Annotated in this window: 18 protein-coding genes; 15 read left to right on the top strand and 3 right to left on the bottom strand. The window is 58.6% G+C overall.

The genetic code is table 11. The features are described 5' to 3' along the window. Positions 1–162: 162 nt before the first annotated feature. From rimJ to murJ, 4 genes are all read left to right on the top strand, one after another. Positions 163–747, top strand: a complete 585-nt coding sequence (gene rimJ, locus ABLU50_RS18350) for a ribosomal protein S5-alanine N-acetyltransferase (RefSeq protein ID WP_017900738.1) — start codon at positions 163–165, stop codon at positions 745–747. Positions 748–756: 9 nt separating this feature from the next. Next, positions 757–1,410 carry a YceH family protein gene (locus tag ABLU50_RS18355; protein ID WP_004204549.1) on the top strand — a complete coding sequence of 218 codons (654 nt, stop codon included), beginning with the start codon at positions 757–759 and terminating at the stop codon, positions 1,408–1,410. Positions 1,411–1,424: 14 nt separating this feature from the next. Beyond that, the gene (locus tag ABLU50_RS18360; RefSeq protein WP_075206466.1) at positions 1,425–2,336 is read left to right on the top strand and encodes a Gfo/Idh/MocA family oxidoreductase; all 912 of its coding nucleotides are present in this window, start codon (positions 1,425–1,427) and stop codon (positions 2,334–2,336) included. Between the two features lie 111 nt (positions 2,337–2,447). Continuing rightward, positions 2,448–3,983 carry a murein biosynthesis integral membrane protein MurJ gene (murJ, locus tag ABLU50_RS18365; RefSeq protein ID WP_004204551.1) on the top strand — a complete coding sequence of 512 codons (1,536 nt, stop codon included), beginning with the start codon at positions 2,448–2,450 and terminating at the stop codon, positions 3,981–3,983. 53 nt (positions 3,984–4,036) lie between these two features. Here murJ and ABLU50_RS18370 read toward each other — a convergent pair whose 3' ends face one another. Continuing rightward, positions 4,037–5,251, bottom strand: a complete 1,215-nt coding sequence (locus ABLU50_RS18370) for an MFS transporter (protein WP_087832955.1) — start codon at positions 5,249–5,251, stop codon at positions 4,037–4,039. 16 nt (positions 5,252–5,267) lie between these two features. Here ABLU50_RS18370 and ABLU50_RS18375 point away from each other — a divergent pair, with 16 nt between their 5' ends. Beyond that, a complete protein-coding gene (locus ABLU50_RS18375) occupies positions 5,268–6,296 on the top strand; it encodes a LysR family transcriptional regulator (RefSeq protein ID WP_186600114.1) in 1,029 nt (342 codons plus the stop codon). Positions 6,297–6,334: 38 nt separating this feature from the next. Here the strand turns inward: ABLU50_RS18375 and rne are convergent, their stop codons facing one another. After that, positions 6,335–9,559 (bottom strand): ribonuclease E, encoded by a 3,225-nt coding sequence (gene rne / locus ABLU50_RS18380; protein ID WP_323083911.1) that lies wholly within the window; start codon positions 9,557–9,559, stop codon positions 6,335–6,337. 699 nt (positions 9,560–10,258) lie between these two features. Here rne and rluC point away from each other — a divergent pair. Continuing rightward, positions 10,259–11,212, top strand: a complete 954-nt coding sequence (rluC, locus tag ABLU50_RS18385; RefSeq protein ID WP_012542245.1) for a 23S rRNA pseudouridine(955/2504/2580) synthase RluC — start codon at positions 10,259–10,261, stop codon at positions 11,210–11,212. Between the two features lie 37 nt (positions 11,213–11,249). On the opposite strand, the gene ABLU50_RS18390 is transcribed toward rluC, so the two are convergent. Next, a complete protein-coding gene (locus tag ABLU50_RS18390; protein ID WP_004204559.1) occupies positions 11,250–11,834 on the bottom strand; it encodes a nucleoside triphosphate pyrophosphatase in 585 nt (194 codons plus the stop codon). 141 nt (positions 11,835–11,975) lie between these two features. On the opposite strand from ABLU50_RS18390, the gene yceD reads away from it, so the two are divergent. From yceD to pabC, 9 genes are all read left to right on the top strand, one after another. Continuing rightward, positions 11,976–12,497 carry a 23S rRNA accumulation protein YceD gene (gene yceD, locus ABLU50_RS18395; RefSeq protein WP_017900733.1) on the top strand — a complete coding sequence of 174 codons (522 nt, stop codon included), beginning with the start codon at positions 11,976–11,978 and terminating at the stop codon, positions 12,495–12,497. A 16-nt stretch (positions 12,498–12,513) separates the two neighbouring features. Beyond that, a complete protein-coding gene (rpmF, locus tag ABLU50_RS18400) occupies positions 12,514–12,687 on the top strand; it encodes a 50S ribosomal protein L32 (RefSeq protein WP_000290724.1) in 174 nt (57 codons plus the stop codon). A 203-nt stretch (positions 12,688–12,890) separates the two neighbouring features. Beyond that, positions 12,891–13,961 carry a phosphate acyltransferase PlsX gene (gene plsX / locus ABLU50_RS18405; protein ID WP_201757506.1) on the top strand — a complete coding sequence of 357 codons (1,071 nt, stop codon included), beginning with the start codon at positions 12,891–12,893 and terminating at the stop codon, positions 13,959–13,961. A gap of 80 nt (positions 13,962–14,041) precedes the next feature. Further along, the gene (locus tag ABLU50_RS18410) at positions 14,042–14,995 is read left to right on the top strand and encodes a beta-ketoacyl-ACP synthase III (RefSeq protein WP_002899288.1); all 954 of its coding nucleotides are present in this window, start codon (positions 14,042–14,044) and stop codon (positions 14,993–14,995) included. A 15-nt stretch (positions 14,996–15,010) separates the two neighbouring features. Continuing rightward, positions 15,011–15,940, top strand: a complete 930-nt coding sequence (gene fabD, locus ABLU50_RS18415) for an ACP S-malonyltransferase (RefSeq protein WP_004204563.1) — start codon at positions 15,011–15,013, stop codon at positions 15,938–15,940. 12 nt (positions 15,941–15,952) lie between these two features. Then, a complete protein-coding gene (fabG, locus tag ABLU50_RS18420) occupies positions 15,953–16,687 on the top strand; it encodes a 3-oxoacyl-ACP reductase FabG (protein ID WP_002899294.1) in 735 nt (244 codons plus the stop codon). Positions 16,688–16,897: 210 nt separating this feature from the next. Next, positions 16,898–17,134 carry an acyl carrier protein gene (acpP, locus tag ABLU50_RS18425; RefSeq protein WP_000103754.1) on the top strand — a complete coding sequence of 79 codons (237 nt, stop codon included), beginning with the start codon at positions 16,898–16,900 and terminating at the stop codon, positions 17,132–17,134. A gap of 88 nt (positions 17,135–17,222) precedes the next feature. Further along, positions 17,223–18,464: a beta-ketoacyl-ACP synthase II gene (fabF, locus tag ABLU50_RS18430; protein ID WP_002900666.1), complete on the top strand. Its 1,242-nt coding sequence runs from the start codon at positions 17,223–17,225 to the stop codon at positions 18,462–18,464. A gap of 125 nt (positions 18,465–18,589) precedes the next feature. Then, positions 18,590–19,399, top strand: coding sequence for an aminodeoxychorismate lyase (pabC, locus tag ABLU50_RS18435; protein WP_057214305.1), 810 nt, complete (start codon positions 18,590–18,592; stop codon positions 19,397–19,399). Position 19,400: the final 1 nt, after the last annotated feature.

The raw sequence follows: 19,400 nt of genomic DNA on the forward strand, positions 1-19,400 counted from the left end.
GCCCTTGCGACAATATTTTTTTATCAAAATGCAAGTTTGATTGAGGCTATTCATCGAAAAGAGGAGATGGCGCAGAAAATGGTATGTTGCTGTTTTCACACCGTCGCGCAGGACAGGTATAGTGAAGGCAGCAAGAATGAAGTCAGGGGGACTGAAAAGGAAATGTTTGGCTATCGCAGTAACGTGCCGAAGGTGCGTTTGACGACGGACCGGCTGGTGGTGCGCCTGGTTCACGATCGTGACGCCTGGCGTCTGGCCGATTATTACGCCGAGAATAAGGCGTTCTTAAAACCCTGGGAGCCGGTTCGTGACGACAGCCACTGCTATCCTTCCGGATGGCAGGCGCGTCTGTCGATGATCGCCGAGTTTCATAAGCAGGGGTCTGCTTTTTATTTCGCGCTACTCGATCCGGAGGAAAAGGAGATCGTCGGCGTGGCGAATTTTTCCAACGTGGTGCGCGGGTCATTCCATGCCTGTTATCTCGGCTACTCTATTGGCGAGAAGTGGCAGGGGCAGGGACTGATGTTTGAAGCGCTGACGTCGGCGATTCGCTATATGCAGCGTACGCAGCATATTCATCGCATTATGGCCAACTATATGCCGCATAATCAGCGCAGCGGCGCGCTGCTGGCGCGGTTGGGGTTTGAAAAAGAGGGTTACGCCAAAGATTACCTGCTGATTGACGGGCAGTGGCGTGACCATGTATTGACGGCGCTAACGACGCCGGACTGGTCAGCGGGACGTTAAGGAGAGAGGATGAAATATCAGTTAACCGCGCACGAAGCGCGCGTCATTGGCTGTCTGCTGGAAAAGCAGGTCACCACGCCTGAGCAGTATCCGCTGTCGGTGAACGCCGTAGTGACCGCCTGCAATCAGAAAACCAACCGCGAGCCGGTGATGTCGCTGAGCGAAGGCGAAGTCCAGGCTTTGCTGGATACCCTGGTGAAACGCCATTATCTGCGTACGGTCAGTGGCTTCGGCAATCGGGTCACTAAGTATGAGCAGCGCTTTTGCAACTCCGAATTTGGCGATCTGAAGCTCAGCGCCGGCGAGGTGGCGGTGGTGACGACGCTGCTGCTGCGTGGCGCCCAGACGCCGGGTGAATTACGCAGTCGAGCGCAGCGGATGCATGAGTTCAGCGATATGGCGGAAGTGGAAAGCGTGCTGGAAGGGCTGGCGACCCGCGAAGATGGTCCCTTTGTCGCCCGTCTGCCCCGGGAGCCGGGGAAACGGGAAAGCCGCTATATGCATCTGTTTTGCGACGACATGGACACACTGATCACGACAGTGGAAGCACTCTCGCCGCTGGAAGAGGAAGACGATCTGCGTGCCAGGGTTGAAGCGCTGGAAGGCGAGGTGGCGGAGCTGAAAGCGCGCCTCGATTCGCTGTTACACCATCTGGGGGACTAAACGTGGGGACAAGATTGCGCATCGGGGTGGTTGGCCTGGGCGGTATTGCGCAGAAAGCGTGGCTGCCGGTTCTGGGGGCGGCGGAAAGCTGGACGCTGCAGGCGGCCTGGTCGCCGGGAAAAGAGAAGGCGCTGCGGGTTTGCGAAACCTGGCGGATGCCATACGCTGAATCGCTGGATGCCCTGGCGGCGCAGTGCGATGCGGTCTTTGTTCATACGTCGACGGCTTCACATTATGAAGTGGTGAATCATTTGCTGAATGCCGGGGTTCATGTTTGCGTGGATAAACCGCTGGCGGACAAGCTGAGTGAGGCGGAGATGCTGGTCGAGCTGGCGGCGCGGCGTCGTCTGACGCTGATGGTCGGTTTCAATCGCCGCTTCGCACCGCTCTATCGGGAGCTAAAGGGGCGGCTGGGCGAGGCGGCCTCGCTGCGGATGGATAAGCACCGCAGCGATAGCGTGGGCAACGATCTGCGCTTTACCCTGCTTGATGACTATCTGCACGTGGTGGATACCGCGCTATGGCTGGCCGACGGTCAGGCGCGTCTGCGCGGTGGCGCGCTACAGATCACTCCGCAGGGCGAGATGCTGTATGCCGAACACCAGTTCAGTTCGCCCCGGCTGCAGGTCACCACCAGCATGCACCGCCGCGCAGGCAGCCAGCGCGAGTGGGTGCAGGCGGTTACGGATGGCGGGCTATATGCCGTCAGCGAGATGCGCGAATGGCAGGAGGAGTGCGGTCACGGCGTGGTCCAGCGCCCGGTCGCCAGCTGGCAAACCACCCTTGAGCAGCGCGGCTTTGTCGGCTGCGCGCGCCATTTTATCGAATGCGTGCAAAATCAGACGGTTCCTGAAACCGCAGGCGAACAGGCGCTGCTGGCTCAGCGGGTGGTCGACAAACTTTGGCGCGACGCCATCAGCGAATAATCCGTTGTAACAACTGACAGTAGTAATTCATGTTGAACCCGGTAGACTATCGCCACTTTCCAGCGCCCGCATTTGCGGGCGTTTTACTCCAGGGTTTGGAATAACAGCGTAATGAACCTTTTAAAATCACTGGCGGCCGTCAGTTCGATGACCATGTTTTCGCGCGTGCTGGGCTTTGCCCGCGATGCGATTGTGGCGCGCATTTTTGGCGCCGGGATGGCGACCGACGCCTTTTTCGTCGCCTTTAAACTGCCTAATCTGCTGCGGCGTATTTTTGCCGAAGGCGCCTTCTCTCAGGCGTTTGTACCGATCCTTGCCGAATATAAAAGCAAGCAGGGCGAAGATGCCACCCGGGTGTTTGTCTCGTATGTCTCCGGATTGCTGACCCTGGCCCTGGCGATCGTCACCGTTATCGGGATGCTGGCGGCGCCGTGGGTGATCACCATCACCGCCCCCGGTTTTGCTGATACCGCCGATAAATTTGCGCTGACTACCCAATTGCTGCGCATTACCTTCCCCTATATTTTGCTGATCTCCCTCGCCTCGCTGGTGGGGGCGATCCTTAATACATGGAACCGCTTCTCGGTGCCGGCCTTTGCGCCGACGTTCCTCAACGTCAGCATGATTGGCTTTGCGCTGTTTGCCGCACCGTACTTTCATCCGCCGGTGCTGGCCCTGGCCTGGGCGGTCACGGTCGGCGGCGTGCTACAGCTGGCCTACCAGCTGCCGCACCTGAAGAAAATTGGCATGCTGGTCCTGCCGCGCATCAATCTGAAAGATGCCGGCGCGATGCGGGTGGTGAAGCAGATGGGGCCGGCGATCCTTGGCGTGTCGGTAAGCCAGATCTCCCTTATTATCAATACCATCTTCGCTTCGTTTCTCGTGTCGGGATCGGTGTCTTGGATGTACTACGCCGACCGTCTGATGGAGTTTCCGTCCGGTGTCCTGGGAGTGGCGCTCGGCACTATCCTGCTGCCATCGCTGTCAAAAAGCTTCGCCAGCGGTAATCATGACGAGTATTGCCGGCTGATGGACTGGGGGCTGCGTCTCTGCTTCCTGCTGGCGCTGCCGAGCGCGGTGGCGCTGGGGATCCTCGCCAAACCGCTGACCGTGGCCCTGTTCCAGTACGGCAAATTTAGCGCTTTTGATGCGGCAATGACCCAGCGCGCGCTGGTGGCCTATTCCGTGGGACTAATGGGGCTTATCGTGGTGAAGGTGCTGGCGCCGGGCTTCTATTCCCGCCAGGACATCAAGACCCCGGTCAAGATTGCCATTGTCACCCTGATTATGACCCAGGTGATGAACCTGGCGTTTATCGGCCCGCTGAAGCATGCGGGTCTGTCGCTGTCCATTGGCCTGGCGGCCTGCCTGAACGCCGCGCTGCTTTACTGGCAGTTGCGTAAACAGAAGATTTTTACCCCGCAACCGGGCTGGCTGGCCTTCCTGCTGCGTCTGATTGCTGCGGTGCTGGTTATGGCTGCGGCGCTGCTGGGCGTCATGCATATCATGCCGGAGTGGTCGCTGGGGACGATGCCGTTCCGTCTGATGCGCCTGCTGGTGGTGGTTGTCGCCGGGGTGGTGGCCTATTTCGCCACACTGCTGCTGTTGGGCTTCCGCGTGAAAGAGTTTGCCCGACGTACAGCGTAAGCGGTTGTGCGGGAATGGATGAACCCGCTTCGCCTCAGGCGAAGCGGGTTTTTTTATGATGCGCGGCGTTCGGCAGCGACGATACGGGCATTCTCCAGCAGGCGGATTGCCAGGGCGATCGCCCCGCTGACCACCGCCAGGGTAATCACCCCGTTCCAGCCAGCCAGCACGTACAGCTTGCTGCCCAGCACCGACCCCAGCGACATCCCGATGAAGACCACGGTAAACAGCAGGGCGTTAAGGCGGCCGCGGGCCTGCGGCTCGAGGCCATACACCAGGTTCTGATGCGCCACCAGGCTTGACTGCAGGCCAAGGTCGAAGCCAATCGCCGACAGGGCAATCAGCGCCAGCTGGCCATGCAGTGGCAGCAGCGGCAGTATAAACATCAGGGCGAAGGAGACGGTGACCAGCGCCGCCCCCATTTGAGTCACTTTACCGGCGCCAAATTTATCGGCCAGTCCGCCGGCCAGCGGCGCGGCCAGCGCCCCGGCAGCCCCGGCGATACCAAAGCCGCCCGCTACCGCACTGCCCATGTGATAGTGTTCGGAGAGCATCACCGCCAGCGTCGACCAGAAGGCGCTGAAGGCGACAGAGAGCGCCCCCTGAGCCAGCGCAGCGCGGCGTAGCGCCGGGTAGCGCTGCCACAGATGCGCCATTGAGGCCATCAGCTGCGGATAGCTCAGCGTCGAGTGAATGGCGAAGCGCGGCAGCACCCGCCACATCACCAGGCCAATCAGCGCCACGCTGACCGCCGCCGCCTGATACATCACCCGCCAGCCGAACACTGCGCCCACCACGCCGCTGACCGTCCGGGAAAGCAGGATCCCCAGCAGCAGCCCGGTCATCACCGTGCCCACCATTTTGCCCTGCTTGCCCGCCGGGGCGAGGATCGCCGCCGCAGGGACGATATCCTGCGCCATGGTCGCCGCCATACCGATCAGCAGACTGACCACCAGCAGTGAGCTGAGCTGGCCGGTGAGGCTGCACAGGAGCAGCAGGAGCGCCAGCAGCGCGCTTTTCACCAAAATCAGCCGGCGGCGATCGTGGCGGTCGCCGAGCGGGAGCAGGAACAGAATGCCGAGCGCATAACCCGCCTGCGTCAGAGTAGGGACCAGACCCATACCTTCTACCGTCAGGTGGAGATTGGCGCCCATCAACGGCAGCAGCGGCTGCGCGTAGTAGATAGAGGCGACGCTAAAGCCGGCGCCGAGCGCGAGAATGAAGATAATCCAGCCTGCGTCGCGGGTGGAAAGGGAAGTCGGTGTCATGATCAATACCTCGTGAATGCGATGGGGCTATTTTTCCCTGAATGCGGCTGGCGTGGTAGCCGGGCTGGTGGTAAAACGGTTATACGTAGCACGTATAGGCAAAAGAAAAATGAAAAGACAGGAGCGTATAGATCGCATTGAGCTGATGCGTACCTATATTCGTATTATAGAGGCAGGGTCGCTCTCCGCCGCGGCGGGGCAGATGGAGACCACCCAGGCGACCGTCAGCCGCCGCCTGCAGTCCCTTGAAGGGCTGCTGGGAGTCAAGCTGATCCTGCGTACCACCCATGCGATGAAGCTCACTGACGATGGCGAACGTTGCTACCGTCACGCCCGCCAGCTGGTGGATGCCTGGCTGGCGCTGGAAGATGACCTGCGTATTGCCGACGATCGGCCGGTGGGGGTGCTGCGGGTGAGGGCGCCGCACGCTTTTGGCCAGCAGCAGCTGCTGGGGCCGCTGGTCGCCTTTCTCCAGCGCCACCCGCAACTGTCGGTGGAGTGGATGCTGAATGATAATACTGTCGACTTTCTCAGCGATAATATCGACTGCGCCATCCGCGTGGGGGCGGAGGTGGATCCGGCCACGGTCTCCGTGCTGCTGGCAGAAGTGCCGCGCTGCGTGGTGGCCTCCCCTGAACTGCTGGCGAAGCACCCACCGTTAACCTCGCTGGAGGCGTTATCCGGCCTGCCGTGGATCGCCATTAACACCTTTTATCAGCATGAGGTGCGGCTCCGACATCAGGTCAGCGGGCAGCTCGTCTCCACGGCGATCACCCCCTGTCTGAGCACCGACAGCCTTTACGTCGCGCGTAACACTGCGCTGGCGGGGCTGGGGGTGGCGATGGTGTCCAGCTGGGCCGTGGCGGAGGATCTTGCTGCCGGAAGGTTGACAGAGCTGTTCCCGCAGTGGCGTCCCGCCTCGCTGCCGGTCCACCTGGTCTATCCCTGGGCGCGCTATTATCCGACGCGGCTGCGTAAATTCCTCGACCTGATGCGGGAGATCATGCCGGACCTCGCCGGCATGCAGCCTCCGCAAAGCGCATAAAAAAACCGGCCAGGAGGCCGGTTTTTTATTTAGCACGCTTACTCGACGGGCTGTGGGCGGGTCGGTTCAGCGGTGGCTTTATGGGTGGCGCTATGACCGCCGGCGGCGCCTTTGCCTTCAAAAGCGAATGGCGGGCGCACCCAGGTGCTGTGGCGCGGCGCTTCCGGGACATAGTCCGGCGCTGGCGCACGGGTCATTGGCGCGGTGGCATGGCGATGACCCGCCACCACTACCGGCTTGCTCACCGGAGGCTCGACTTTGACCGACTCGACAGGCGCGGCTTCGACAACCGGTGCTTCAACTGCGGTTTCCGCCGCCGGCGCGATGGTTTCCACTGGCGCTTCAACGACAGGCGCCGTTTCCACCACTTCAGGTTCTACCACCACCGGCTCGGCGTCGAGCGTCGCTGGCGCGATAGCCTGAGGCGCTTCGACAGCCGGCGCTTCGGTGACCAGCTCCTGCGGCGCTGGCTCGACGGCTGCTGGCGCGACACCTTCCGCAGCATCAACCACCACCGGCTCGGCGGCTACGACCGGCTCGACGACCACAGGCTCAGCGGTAACCGGCTCCATGGTAGCCGGCTCGACGGTGACCGGCGCAGCGGTAACGGTTTCAACGACGGCAACCGGGGCCGCGACGGTTTCCACGACGTTGTCGTTCTGAACCTGAACCTCTTCCGGCTGCTGATCCTGCGGACGAACCACCGGGTAGCGGATCCAGACTTTACCGGAAGCCATCTCCGGCGATGCGCAGGCCACGGTCAGCGGCATTGGCGACTGGGTCGGATAGCGTTCGTCACGATAGCGACGACGACGCTGACCGCTAACGCGCAGGTGACGCGGGGAACGACGTGAGCGACGCGGCATACCGTTCGCTTCACGGGATTCGCCATTTTCGTCCTGGTCCGCCACGCTCTCCACTACTGCTGGCAGCTCGGCTTTCACCGGCTCGCTGCGCGGAGCGATAACTTCCGCCACTACGGCTTCTGGCACGATCTCGGCAACCTGCTCAACGACAGCGGACTCAACGCGTACTTTCTGCGCCAGCTGGCGCGGTTTACGACGCGGCAGGGTCTGCACACGCTCTTCCTGCTCCGTCTCCTGCGCTACCGGCTCTTCGCGAGTCTGCGCTTTGGCTTCCTGCTGCGCCTGACGTTTGTCGTCATTGCGGCGGCGGGTGCGTTCGCGGCGCGGCTGCTGCTCGTCACGAGATTTCGCTTTCTCCGCGTCGTCGCCTGAGGTCTGGCGAACATCACGGGCTTCCACATTCTGCGACGGCTTCTCACGACGGTAGCGACGGTTCTCTTCACGCGATTCGCGCGGTTCACGGCCCTCGGCATTGTCCGCACGAGTGTCACGATTGTCACGGTTATCGCGGTTGTCACGATTGTCGCGGTTTTCACGGCGGTCGTTGCGATCGCGGCGGTTGTTGGCGCGCGGTTTACGGCGCTCCTGCTGACGCTCCGGTTTTTCTTCCGCTTTCTTCTCGACCTTAACCTCAGCCGGTTTGGCCTCTTCGGCGCCAGAGAAGATATTCTTCAGCGCGCTGAAGAAGCGTGAGAGCAGGCCAGGCTGCGCCGGTGCGGCGGCCGCGACCGGTGCCGCTGCGGCGACAGGTGCGGCGACAGGCTCTTCAAGCATCGGGGCCGGCGGCGCGTCAGGCATGACAAAAGCGGCCAGGGCCGGCTGTTCCGGACGTTTCCGTTCTGCCGGCTCATCGTCGCCCGGCAGCGCCATCTCTTCTTCATGCAGCTTCGGCAGCAGGTAGCTCAGCGTTGAGGTCTCTTCACCTTTGCGCACGCGCAGGACGGAGTAGTGCGGCGTCTGCATTTCGTCGTTTGGCACGATAATCACGCGCACATCGCCCTGACGGGATTCGATAGCGCTCACCGCGGCACGTTTTTCGTTCAGCAGATAGGAGGCGATCGGTACCGGAACGATGGCGTGTACTTCTTTGGTGTTCTCTTTCAGCGCTTCTTCTTCAATCAGACGCAGAATAGAGAGCGACAGCGATTCGTTATCACGCACGGTGCCGGTGCCGGAGCAGCGCGGGCAGACGTGGTGGCTGGATTCGCCCAGCGACGGGCTCAGGCGCTGGCGGGACATCTCCAGCAGGCCGAAGCGCGAGATATGGCTGATCTGAATGCGCGCCCGGTCCTGACGGACGGCTTCGCGCAGACGGTTCTCCACAGCGCGCTGGTGGCGAACCGGGGTCATATCGATAAAGTCGATAACGATCAGGCCGCCGAGGTCGCGCAGACGCAGCTGGCGGGCAATCTCGTCAGCCGCTTCGAGGTTGGTGTTGAACGCCGTCTCTTCGATATCGCCGCCGCGGGTGGCGCGGGCCGAGTTGATATCGATCGCGGTCAGCGCTTCAGTGCTGTCGATGACGATAGAGCCACCGGACGGCAGACGCACTTCACGCTGGAAGGCGGATTCAATCTGGGATTCGATCTGGTAGTGGCTGAACAGCGGGATTTCACCGGTGTACAGTTTGATTTTGCTGCTGAAATCCGGACGACCCAGCGCGGCGATATGCTGGCGCGCCAGCTCGAGCACTTTCGGATTATCGATCAGGATTTCGCCGATATCCTGGCGCAGATAGTCACGGAAGGCGCGGACAATGACGTTGCTTTCCTGGTGGATAAGGAACGGCGCCGGACGGCTTTCCGCGGCTTTCTGAATCGCTTCCCAGTGTTTCAGACGGAAGCTCAGGTCCCACTGCAGGGCTTCGGCAGATTTGCCGACGCCAGCGGTGCGAACGATAAGGCCCATGCCGTCCGGAAGCTCCAGGCTCGCCAGCGCTTCTTTCAGTTCGGTACGGTCGTCGCCCTCGATACGGCGGGAAATTCCCCCCGCGCGCGGGTTGTTCGGCATCAATACCAGATAGCTGCCCGCCAGGCTGATAAAGGTGGTGAGCGCAGCGCCTTTGTTGCCGCGTTCTTCTTTATCAATCTGTACGATAACTTCCTGACCTTCACGCAGTACGTCTTTGATATTAGGACGGCCGTGCGCATTGTAGTTGGCGGGAAAATATTCGCGGGCGATTTCTTTGAGGGGGAGGAAACCATGACGCTCGGCGCCGTAATCAACAAACGCGGCTTCAAGGCTGGGTTCAATGCGGGTGATTTTGCCTTTGTAGATGTTCGCTTTTTTCTGTTCGTGCCCGGGGCTTTCGATATCCAGGTCGTACAGGCGCTGCCCATCAACAAGGGCGACGCGCAACTCTTCCTGCTGAGTTGCGTTGATTAACATTCTTTTCATCGTAACTTACTCATTATTCTTACATTGACGACTAAGCTGCGGGCAGAGTAATGCCTTTCCGGGGGAAAACCGATGGCCTCGTGTCTGGTTCACGTCGCCAACCTCACGGTTGTCGCGCGCTTAAGAGGCGCAGAGTGTCGGTCGCCTGTGTTTCAAACGGAAACACAGCGCAATTATTCAGGGGAACAGCCTGGGATGTATCACCAGAGAATATTCCATTTATACTCGTCGTCTTTCGCGTTGCAGGCATGATGGCTTAACCTGCTCACCTCGATCAGCGGATCCAGATGAGCTCCCGGGAGTCCCGGAGTTGACGCCTTCCTGCGACTTGAAATCCATAGAGCCTGTACCGGTAAGGACTGCAACCCGCAGCCCGCTAACTGTCTGAAAGATCACAACGTCTTACGCCATTGCTGCGTGGGCGATCGGTCAGACAAAACTGGTCATTCCGCTAATGTCTTGTTCTAACAAGATGCAATACGGAAAACGGTCTCATTATTCCATTGCTAACCTTGTTATAGCAAGTTGACTTTCACCTTTTATCACCCGGTTACTCACAGTTTTATCACCTGCCCATACAGATTGTTCTAATAACAAACAATATGGCGGTCAGGCAAACCGTGAAAACAGGATAATGATAAATATAAGCATATAAAAATGAGTGGCGCTAATGCGTCCGGCTATTTAGAATCGCGCACCATGAAAACTGAGACCCCAACCGTAAAAATGGTTGCCATTGCTGCTGATGAAGCGGGGCAACGTATCGACAACTTTTTGCGTACCCAATTGAAAGGCGTACCGAAGAGCATGATTTATCGCATCCTGCGTAAAGGCGAGGTGCGGGTGAATAAAAAACGCGTGAAGCCGGAGTATAAGCTGGAAGCGGGCGATGAAGTCCGTATCCCGCCGGTGCGTGTGGCGGAACGTGAAGAAGAGGCGGTATCGCCGCATCTGCAGAAAGTGGCGGCGCTCTCTGAGGTGATCCTCTATGAAGACGATCATATTCTGGTCCTCAATAAGCCATCCGGTACCGCGGTACATGGCGGCAGCGGCCTGAGCTTCGGCGTGATTGAAGGGCTGCGCGCCCTGCGCCCGGAGGCGCGCTTCCTTGAGCTGGTACATCGGCTCGACCGCGATACCTCTGGCGTGCTGCTGGTGGCGAAAAAGCGCTCGGCGCTGCGTTCGTTGCACGAGCAGCTGCGTGATAAAGGCATGCAGAAAGACTATCTGGCGCTGGTGCGCGGCCAGTGGCAGTCGCATACCAAAGTGGTGCAGGCCCCGCTGTTGAAGAACATTCTGCAGAGCGGCGAGAGAATCGTCCGCGTGAGTCAGGAAGGCAAGCCGTCAGAGACGCGCTTCAAAGTGGAAGAGCGTTATGAATTCGCCACTCTGGTGCGCTGCAGTCCGGTCACCGGACGCACGCATCAGATTCGCGTTCATACCCAGTATGCCGGCCATCCTATCGCCTTTGACGACCGCTATGGCGACCGCGAATTTGACAAGCAACTCTCTGGTACCGGCTTAAACCGCCTGTTCCTCCACGCTGCTGCGCTGAAGTTTACCCACCCAGGGAGCGGGGAGGTGATGCGCGTTGAGGCGCCGCTGGATAACCAGCTGAAGCACTGTCTACAGGTGCTACGGAAGAGCAAATAAGTGCAACGGCGGAATCAGTTCCGCCGTTTTTTTTACCTCAGCCTAACAGCGGGTTGTAATTTTCGCGGCGCAGCATCTGACAGAGCGCGATCAAGGGTAAACCGACCAGCGTATTCGGATCGCGGCCTTCCAGCCGTTCGAACAGCGTAATACCTAACCCCTCGCTCTTAAAACTCCCGGCGCACTGCAGCGGGTTCTCTTTACGCACATAGCCTTCGATCTCTTTATCGCTGAGATGCCGGAAGTGGACGTCAAAGGGCTCGCATTCGGTTTGCAGATGGCCGCTGGCGGAGTTGTACAGCGCGAGCCCGGTATAAAAGGTAATGATCGACCCGCTCGCCTTTCTCAACTGCCTGCGGGCATTTTCCTCGGTGTGCGGTTTGCCGGTGATCTCACCGTCCAATACGCAAACCTGATCGGAGCCTATAATAAGGTGATTAGGGTAGCGCGAAGCCAGGCTCTGCGCTTTGGCCTGCGCCAGCCGGGTGACAAGCTGACGCGCGGATTCTTCAGGGCGGGGCGTTTCGTCGACGTCAGGCGCCGCACATTCAAATGGTAACCCCAGTTTTTCCAGCAGCATGCGCCGCCAGGGAGAGGTTGACGCCAGGATAAGTTGAGACATATTTTTTCATCCACATATAGCGCTTCGCAGAGCATCATCTTAAACTATGCGCCGCAATGTGTGCGAATAAATGGCAAAAGGCAACCTGAGGCTGCCTTTTTCTTTGACTCTATGACATTACAAAGTTAATATGCGCGCCCTATGCAAAAGGTAAAATTACCCCTGACTCTTGATCCGGTACGCACGGCTCAAAAACGCCTTGATTACGAAGGCATCTATGCCCGCGATCAGGTTGAACGTGTAGCCGATTCTGTAGTCAGCGTGGACAGCGATGTGGAATGCAGCATGTCGTTCGCTATCGATAACCAGCGTCTCGCCGTTATTACAGGCGATGCGAAGGTGACGGTAACCCTCGAATGCCAGCGTTGCGGGAAACCGTTCTCCCATCACGTCCACACCACGTATTGTTTTAGCCCCGTCAGAAATGACGAACAGGCCGAAGCACTACCGGAAGCGTATGAGCCGATTGAGGTTAACGAATTCGGTGAAATCGACCTGCAGGCAATGGTCGAGGATGAAATTATCCTCTCCCTGCCCGTAGTTCCGGTGCATGATTCTGAACACTGTGAAGTGTCCGACGCGGACATGGTCTTTGGCGAACTGCCTGAAGAGGCACAAAAACCAAACCCATTTGCCGTATTAGCCAGCTTAAAGCGTAAGTAATTGAGGAGTAAGGTCCATGGCCGTACAACAGAATAAACCAACCCGTTCCAAACGTGGCATGCGTCGTTCCCATGACGCGCTGACCGCAGTCACCAGCCTGTCTGTAGACAAAACTTCTGGTGAGAAACACCTGCGTCACCACATCACTGCCGACGGTTTCTACCGCGGTCGCAAGGTTATCGCTAAGTAATCACGCGATACTCGCAGGATTTCCCGTTGCAGGCCATGGCGGGTTTGTACGTACCTGGGCACTCGGTTAACCCGATAACCAGAGGCGTCAATGACCGGATTGTTGCGTCTGCAGCGTGAAAATTCGCGGGTGCCAGCGTGATGAAGCTTAGTGAGGACTCCCCGGGCAACTGGGGAATCACCGAACCGGGCAGCGACGATACCTTGACACGTCTAACCCTGGCGTTAGATGTCATGGGGGGCGATTTCGGCCCATCCGTGACAGTGCCTGCAGCACTGCAGGCACTGAACTCTAATTCGCAACTCACACTTCTTTTAGTCGGCGATCCCGACGCCATCACGCCATTACTCGCCAAAGCTGACTTCGAACAACGTTCGCGTCTGCAGATTATTCCTGCGCAGTCAGTTATTGCCAGTGATGCACGACCCGCACAGGCTATCCGCAGCAGTCGCGGAAGCTCAATGCGCGTGGCGCTGGAGCTTGTGAAAGAAGGGCGGGCGGAAGCCTGCGTCAGCGCCGGGAACACCGGCGCGCTGATGGGCCTGGCGAAACTGCTGCTCAAACCGATTGAAGGTATTGAGCGGCCGGCGCTGGTGACGGTGCTGCCGCACCAGCAGAAGGGCAAAACCGTGGTGCTGGATCTCGGCGCCAACGTCGATTGCGACAGCACGATGTTGGTGCAGTTCGCGGTGATGGGGGCAGTGCTGGCGGAAGAGGTGGTCGGCATTGCCAATCCTCGCGTCGCCTTGCTGAACATCGGCGAAGAAGAGATGAAAGGCCTCAGCAGCATCCGCGATGCTGCTGTAGTGCTCAAAACGCTGCCTTCCCTCAACTACATCGGCTATCTTGAAGCCAATGAACTGTTGACCGGAAAAACCGATGTGCTGGTTTGTGATGGATTCACGGGCAACGTCACATTAAAAACCATGGAAGGTGTTGTCAGAATGTTCCTTTCACTGCTGAAATCTCAGGGAGAGGGCAAAAAACGGTCGTGGTGGCTGCTGTTACTAAAACGTTGGTTACAAAAAAGCCTGGCGAGGCGATTCAGTCACCTCAACCCCGACCAGTATAATGGCGCCTGTCTGTTAGGATTGCGCGGTTCCGTGATCAAGAGTCATGGTGCTGCCAATCAACGCGCCTTTAGCGTCGCGATAGAGCAGGCAGTGCAGGCGGTGCAGCGGCAAATTCCTCAACGGATCGCCGCGCGCCTGGAATCTTTATACCCAGCTGGTTTCGAGCTGCCGGAAAGCGACAGTGACGTGAACGCCCGATAGCAAAGCGGGACGAATGGACACCACTGACGCCGCGGCGGTTGAACGAGGCGGGTATATTACCCAAGAGTGACTGAGCGTACATGTATACGAAGATTATTGGTACCGGCAGCTATCTGCCCGAGCAAGTGCGTACAAACGCCGACCTGGAAAAAATGGTAGAGACCTCTGACGAGTGGATTGTCACCCGCACAGGTATCCGTGAGCGTCGTATTGCCGCAGCGCATGAAACAGTTGCTACGATGGGCTTTGAAGCCGCAAAGCAGGCGCTGGCGATGGCGGGCGTCTCCGCGGAGCAAATTGGTCTGATCATTGTTGCGACCACCTCCGGCACGCACGCGTTTCCGAGTTCGGCATGCCAGATTCAGTCTATGCTGGGCGTCAAGGGCTGCCCGGCGTTTGACGTCGCGGCCGCCTGCGCCGGTTTCACCTATGCGCTGAGCGTCGCCGATCAGTATGTCAAGAACGGCGCGGTGGACTATGCGCTGGTCGTCGGCGCTGATGTGCTGGCGCGCACCTGCGATCCGGCCGATCGCGGGACGATTATTATTTTCGGCGATGGCGCCGGGGCGGTGGTGCTGGGCGCCTCCGAAGAGCCTGGCATTATCTCGACGCATCTGCATGCTGACGGTAGCTATGGCGAACTGCTGACCCTGCCGAACGCCGATCGCGTCGATCCGGAAAATCCGATCTATCTGACGATGGCCGGGAATGAAGTCTTCAAAGTGGCGGTCACCGAGTTAGCGCACATCGTTGATGAGACGCTGGCCGCGAATAATCTCGAACGTTCTGCGCTGGACTGGCTGGTGCCGCATCAGGCAAACCTGCGGATCATCAGCGCGACGGCGAAGAAACTGGGCATGTCGATGGATAACGTCGTAGTGACCCTCGACCGCCATGGCAACACCTCCGCGGCGTCAGTCCCTTGCGCGCTGGATGAGGCCGTCCGCGATGGCCGCATTCAACGTGGGCAGCTGATTTTGCTGGAAGCCTTTGGTGGCGGTTTCACCTGGGGTTCCGCGCTGGTTCGTTTTTAGTATAAGGATTTAAACATGACGCAATTTGCTTTTGTGTTCCCGGGACAGGGCTCGCAGGCCGTAGGCATGCTGGCCGATATGGCGGCGACCTGGCCGGTCATTGAAGAGACCTTCGGTGAAGCTTCCGCAGCGTTGGGTTACGATCTGTGGGCGCTGACGCAACAGGGCCCGGCAGAAGAACTGAATAAGACCTGGCAGACCCAGCCGGCGCTGCTGACCGCCTCCGTGGCGCTGTACCGCGTCTGGCAGCAGCAGGGCGGCAAAGCGCCGGCGCTGCTGGCTGGCCACAGCCTCGGCGAATACTCCGCGCTGGTTTGCGCGGGCGTTATCGCTTTCGCTGATGCCGTTCGCCTGGTTGAACTGCGCGGCAAATTCATGCAGGAAGCTGTACCGGAAGGTACTGGCGCCATGTCAGCGATTATCGGTCTGGACGACGCGGCTATTGCTAAAGCCTGTGAAGAATCGGCCGAAGGGCAGGTCGTCTCTCCGGTGAACTACAATTCCCCGGGCCAGGTGGTTATCGCCGGTCACAAAGAGGCCGTTGAACGCGCAGGCGCCGCCTGTAAGGCCGCGGGCGCTAAACGGGCGCTGCCGTTGCCGGTGAGCGTGCCGTCTCACTGTGCGCTGATGAAGCCAGCTGCGGAGAAACTGGCGCTTGAGCTGCAGAAAATCACTTTCAACGCGCCGACGATCCCGGTGGTAAATAACGTCGACGTGAAGTGCGAAACCGCGCCGGACGCCATTCGCGACGCGCTGGTACGCCAGCTGTATAGTCCGGTTCAGTGGACTAAAACCGTTGAGTTTATGGCTGCTCAGGGCGTAACGCATCTGTATGAGGTTGGCCCGGGTAAAGTCCTCACCGGCCTGACCAAACGTATTGTTGACACCCTGACCGCTTCCGCGCTTAACGAGCCGGCGGCGATGTCTGCGGCGCTTGAGCAATAAAAGAGGAAAACCATGAGTTTTGAAGGAAAAATCGCGCTGGTTACCGGTGCAAGCCGCGGTATTGGCCGCGCCATCGCTGAAACGCTCGTCGCCCGCGGCGCGAAAGTTATCGGTACTGCGACCAGCGAAAGCGGCGCGCAGGCGATCAGCGACTATTTAGGCGCCAACGGTAAAGGTCTGATGTTGAATGTGACCGACCCGGCATCTATTGAATCTGTTCTGGAAAATGTGCGCGCAGAGTTTGGCGAAGTGGATATCCTGGTGAATAATGCCGGAATCACTCGCGACAACCTGTTAATGCGCATGAAAGATGACGAGTGGAACGATATCATCGAAACCAACCTGTCATCGGTTTTCCGTCTGTCAAAAGCGGTAATGCGCGCTATGATGAAAAAGCGTCATGGACGTATTATCACTATCGGTTCTGTGGTTGGTACCATGGGAAATGCGGGTCAGGCCAACTACGCTGCGGCGAAAGCGGGTCTGATCGGCTTCAGTAAATCACTGGCGCGTGAAGTTGCGTCCCGCGGTATTACTGTAAACGTTGTTGCTCCGGGCTTTATTGAAACGGACATGACGCGTGCGCTGACCGATGAGCAGCGTGCGGGTACGCTGGCGGCAGTTCCTGCGGGGCGCCTTGGCACCCCAAATGAAATCGCCAGCGCGGTTGCATTTTTAGCCTCTGACGAAGCAAGTTACATCACTGGTGAAACCCTGCACGTCAACGGCGGAATGTACATGGTCTGACCGAGATTTGTGCAAAACGTTCAGGAACCGCGCACTTCGCACGGTTCTCTGTGCGGTTTTGTGCGAAAAGATTTGCGTTCTTAGGGCAAACGGCCTCAAAATAGCGCAAAATCGTGGTAAGACCTGCCGGGATTTAGTTGCAAATTTTTCAACATTTTATACACTACGAAAACCATCGCGAAAGCGAGTTTTGATAGGAAATTTAAGAGTATGAGCACTATCGAAGAACGCGTTAAGAAAATTATCGGCGAGCAGCTGGGCGTTAAGCAGGAAGAAGTTACCAACAATGCTTCCTTCGTTGAAGACCTGGGCGCTGATTCTCTTGACACCGTTGAGCTGGTAATGGCTCTGGAAGAAGAGTTTGATACTGAGATTCCGGACGAAGAAGCTGAGAAAATCACCACCGTTCAGGCTGCCATTGATTACATCAACGGCCACCAGGCGTAAGTGAACATCTCCAGGCGGTCATTCGACCGCCTGAGTTTTATCTTTATTTGTCCCACAAGAATCTATTTTCCCTCCCTGGAGGACAAACGTGTCTAAGCGTCGTGTAGTTGTGACCGGACTGGGCATGTTGTCTCCTGTCGGCAATACCGTAGAGTCTACCTGGAAAGCTCTCCTTGCCGGTCAGAGTGGCATCAGCCTGATCGACCATTTCGATACTAGCGCCTATGCAACGAAATTTGCTGGCTTAGTAAAGGATTTTAACTGTGATGACATCATCTCGCGCAAAGAGCAGCGCAAGATGGATGCCTTCATTCAATATGGAATTGTCGCTGGCGTTCAGGCCATGCAGGATTCTGGCCTTGAAGTGACGGAAGAGAATGCTACCCGTATTGGTGCCGCAATCGGCTCTGGTATTGGCGGTCTCGGCTTGATCGAAGAAAACCACAGTTCGCTGGTCAACGGCGGACCGCGTAAGATCAGCCCATTCTTCGTTCCCTCCACAATTGTTAACATGGTGGCCGGCCATCTGACCATCATGTTTGGTCTGCGTGGACCAAGTATCTCCATCGCGACCGCCTGTACTTCAGGCGTGCACAACATCGGTCAGGCTGCGCGCATCATCGCCTATGGCGATGCCGATGCGATGGTGGCAGGCGGTGCGGAAAAAGCCAGTACCCCGCTTGGCGTGGGCGGCTTTGGCGCAGCGCGGGCGCTCTCCACGCGCAATGACAACCCGCAGGCGGCAAGCCGTCCGTGGGATAAAGATCGCGACGGCTTCGTGCTGGGCGACGGCGCGGGCATGGTGGTGCTGGAAGAGTACGAGCACGCGAAAAAACGCGGCGCGAAAATCTACGCCGAGATCGTTGGCTTCGGCATGAGCAGCGATGCTTACCATATGACGTCACCGCCGGAAGATGGCGCGGGCGCCGCGCTGGCGATGGTGAATGCCATTCGCGATGCGGGCATCGAACCGGGCCAGATCGGCTACGTCAACGCCCACGGCACCTCGACGCCGGCTGGCGATAAAGCGGAAGCGCAGGCGGTTAAGTCTGTCTTCGGCGATGCGGCGAGCCGCGTACTGGTGAGCTCCACCAAATCCATGACCGGGCATCTGCTGGGCGCGGCAGGGGCGGTAGAGTCGATTTACTCTATCCTGGCGCTGCGCGATCAGGCGGTTCCGCCGACGATCAACCTCGACAACCCGGATGAGGGCTGCGACCTCGACTTCGTTCCGCACGAAGCGCGTCAGGTTTCCGGTATGGAGTACACCCTGTGCAACTCCTTCGGCTTTGGCGGCACTAACGGTTCGCTGATCTTCAAAAAAGTGTGACAGGGCTTGCCCCGGTACTGCTTTAACAAAAGGCCCGATTGTCGGGCCTTTTTTATTCGGCTTTCTCCACTTGTCCTCTGCTCCGTGTCCTGAGACACTCACCGACCAGTGAAAAGGAGTCCTTTATGTTCTTGATAAATGGCGTTGAACAGGACACGCTGGCGGCGAACGATCGCGCCGTCCAGTTTGGCGACGGTTGTTTTACCACTGCCCGTATACAGCATGGACAGGTTGCGTTACTGGACGCCCATCTGCAGCGTTTGCAGACAACCTGCGAAAAATTACGCATCCCGTTTGACGACTGGCTGACGCTAAGCGACGAGATGCAGCGTCTGGCTCGACCGCACGCGCAGGGCGTGCTTAAGGTGACCCTTACCCGCGGCGTTGGGGGAAGGGGATACAGCACGGCGGGCTGTGCGTCGCCCACCCGTATTCTGAGCGACTCTCCGCTTCCGGCGCACTACGCGCGCTGGCGGGAGGAGGGCATTACCCTGACCCGGAGCCCGGTGACCCTGGGGCGCAACCCCTGGCTGGCTGGCCTGAAGCATCTTAATCGTCTGGAGCAGGTGCTGATTCGCTCTCATCTTGAACAGACGGACGCCGATGAGGCGCTGGTCCTTGACAGTGACGGGTGGCTTACGGAATGCTGTGCCGCGAATTTATTCTGGCGTCAGGGACGGGATGTATTTACTCCGCGACTCGATTATGCCGGGGTCAACGGCATAATGCGGCAGCGCTGTATCGCGCAGCTGGCACCATCGACGTTTCGCGTTGTCGAAGTGACAGCGCGTCCCGAGGCGTTGCGGGAGGCCGATGAAGTGCTGATCTGCAATGCGCTGATGCCGCTGGTGCCGGTTCGTCGCTGGGAGGAGACCGTCTGGTCCTCGCGCGAGCTTTACCATTTTTTAGCCCCTTTGTGTGAGCTGTCTGGTTAGT

This window comes from Klebsiella sp. GG_Kp173, from assembly GCF_040062415.1.
Taxonomy (GTDB): Bacteria; Pseudomonadota; Gammaproteobacteria; order Enterobacterales; family Enterobacteriaceae; genus Klebsiella; species Klebsiella quasipneumoniae.

Excerpts from the sequence above, each read along its gene's own strand:
- ABLU50_RS18370 (WP_087832955.1), bottom strand. The coding sequence starts at position 5,251 with ATGACACCGACTTCCCTTTCCACCCGCGACGCAGGCTGGATTATCTTC.
- ABLU50_RS18355 (WP_004204549.1), top strand. The coding sequence starts at position 757 with ATGAAATATCAGTTAACCGCGCACGAAGCGCGCGTCATTGGCTGTCTG.
- rluC (WP_012542245.1), top strand. The coding sequence starts at position 10,259 with ATGAAAACTGAGACCCCAACCGTAAAAATGGTTGCCATTGCTGCTGAT.
- fabD (WP_004204563.1), top strand. The coding sequence starts at position 15,011 with ATGACGCAATTTGCTTTTGTGTTCCCGGGACAGGGCTCGCAGGCCGTA.
- ABLU50_RS18410 (WP_002899288.1), top strand. The coding sequence starts at position 14,042 with ATGTATACGAAGATTATTGGTACCGGCAGCTATCTGCCCGAGCAAGTG.
- rpmF (WP_000290724.1), top strand. The coding sequence starts at position 12,514 with ATGGCCGTACAACAGAATAAACCAACCCGTTCCAAACGTGGCATGCGT.
- fabG (WP_002899294.1), top strand. The coding sequence starts at position 15,953 with ATGAGTTTTGAAGGAAAAATCGCGCTGGTTACCGGTGCAAGCCGCGGT.
- ABLU50_RS18375 (WP_186600114.1), top strand. The coding sequence starts at position 5,268 with ATGCGATGGGGCTATTTTTCCCTGAATGCGGCTGGCGTGGTAGCCGGG.
- murJ (WP_004204551.1), top strand. The coding sequence starts at position 2,448 with ATGAACCTTTTAAAATCACTGGCGGCCGTCAGTTCGATGACCATGTTT.
- pabC (WP_057214305.1), top strand. The coding sequence starts at position 18,590 with ATGTTCTTGATAAATGGCGTTGAACAGGACACGCTGGCGGCGAACGAT.
- yceD (WP_017900733.1), top strand. The coding sequence starts at position 11,976 with ATGCAAAAGGTAAAATTACCCCTGACTCTTGATCCGGTACGCACGGCT.
- ABLU50_RS18390 (WP_004204559.1), bottom strand. The coding sequence starts at position 11,834 with ATGTCTCAACTTATCCTGGCGTCAACCTCTCCCTGGCGGCGCATGCTG.
- rimJ (WP_017900738.1), top strand. The coding sequence starts at position 163 with ATGTTTGGCTATCGCAGTAACGTGCCGAAGGTGCGTTTGACGACGGAC.
- rne (WP_323083911.1), bottom strand. The coding sequence starts at position 9,559 with ATGAAAAGAATGTTAATCAACGCAACTCAGCAGGAAGAGTTGCGCGTC.
- acpP (WP_000103754.1), top strand. The coding sequence starts at position 16,898 with ATGAGCACTATCGAAGAACGCGTTAAGAAAATTATCGGCGAGCAGCTG.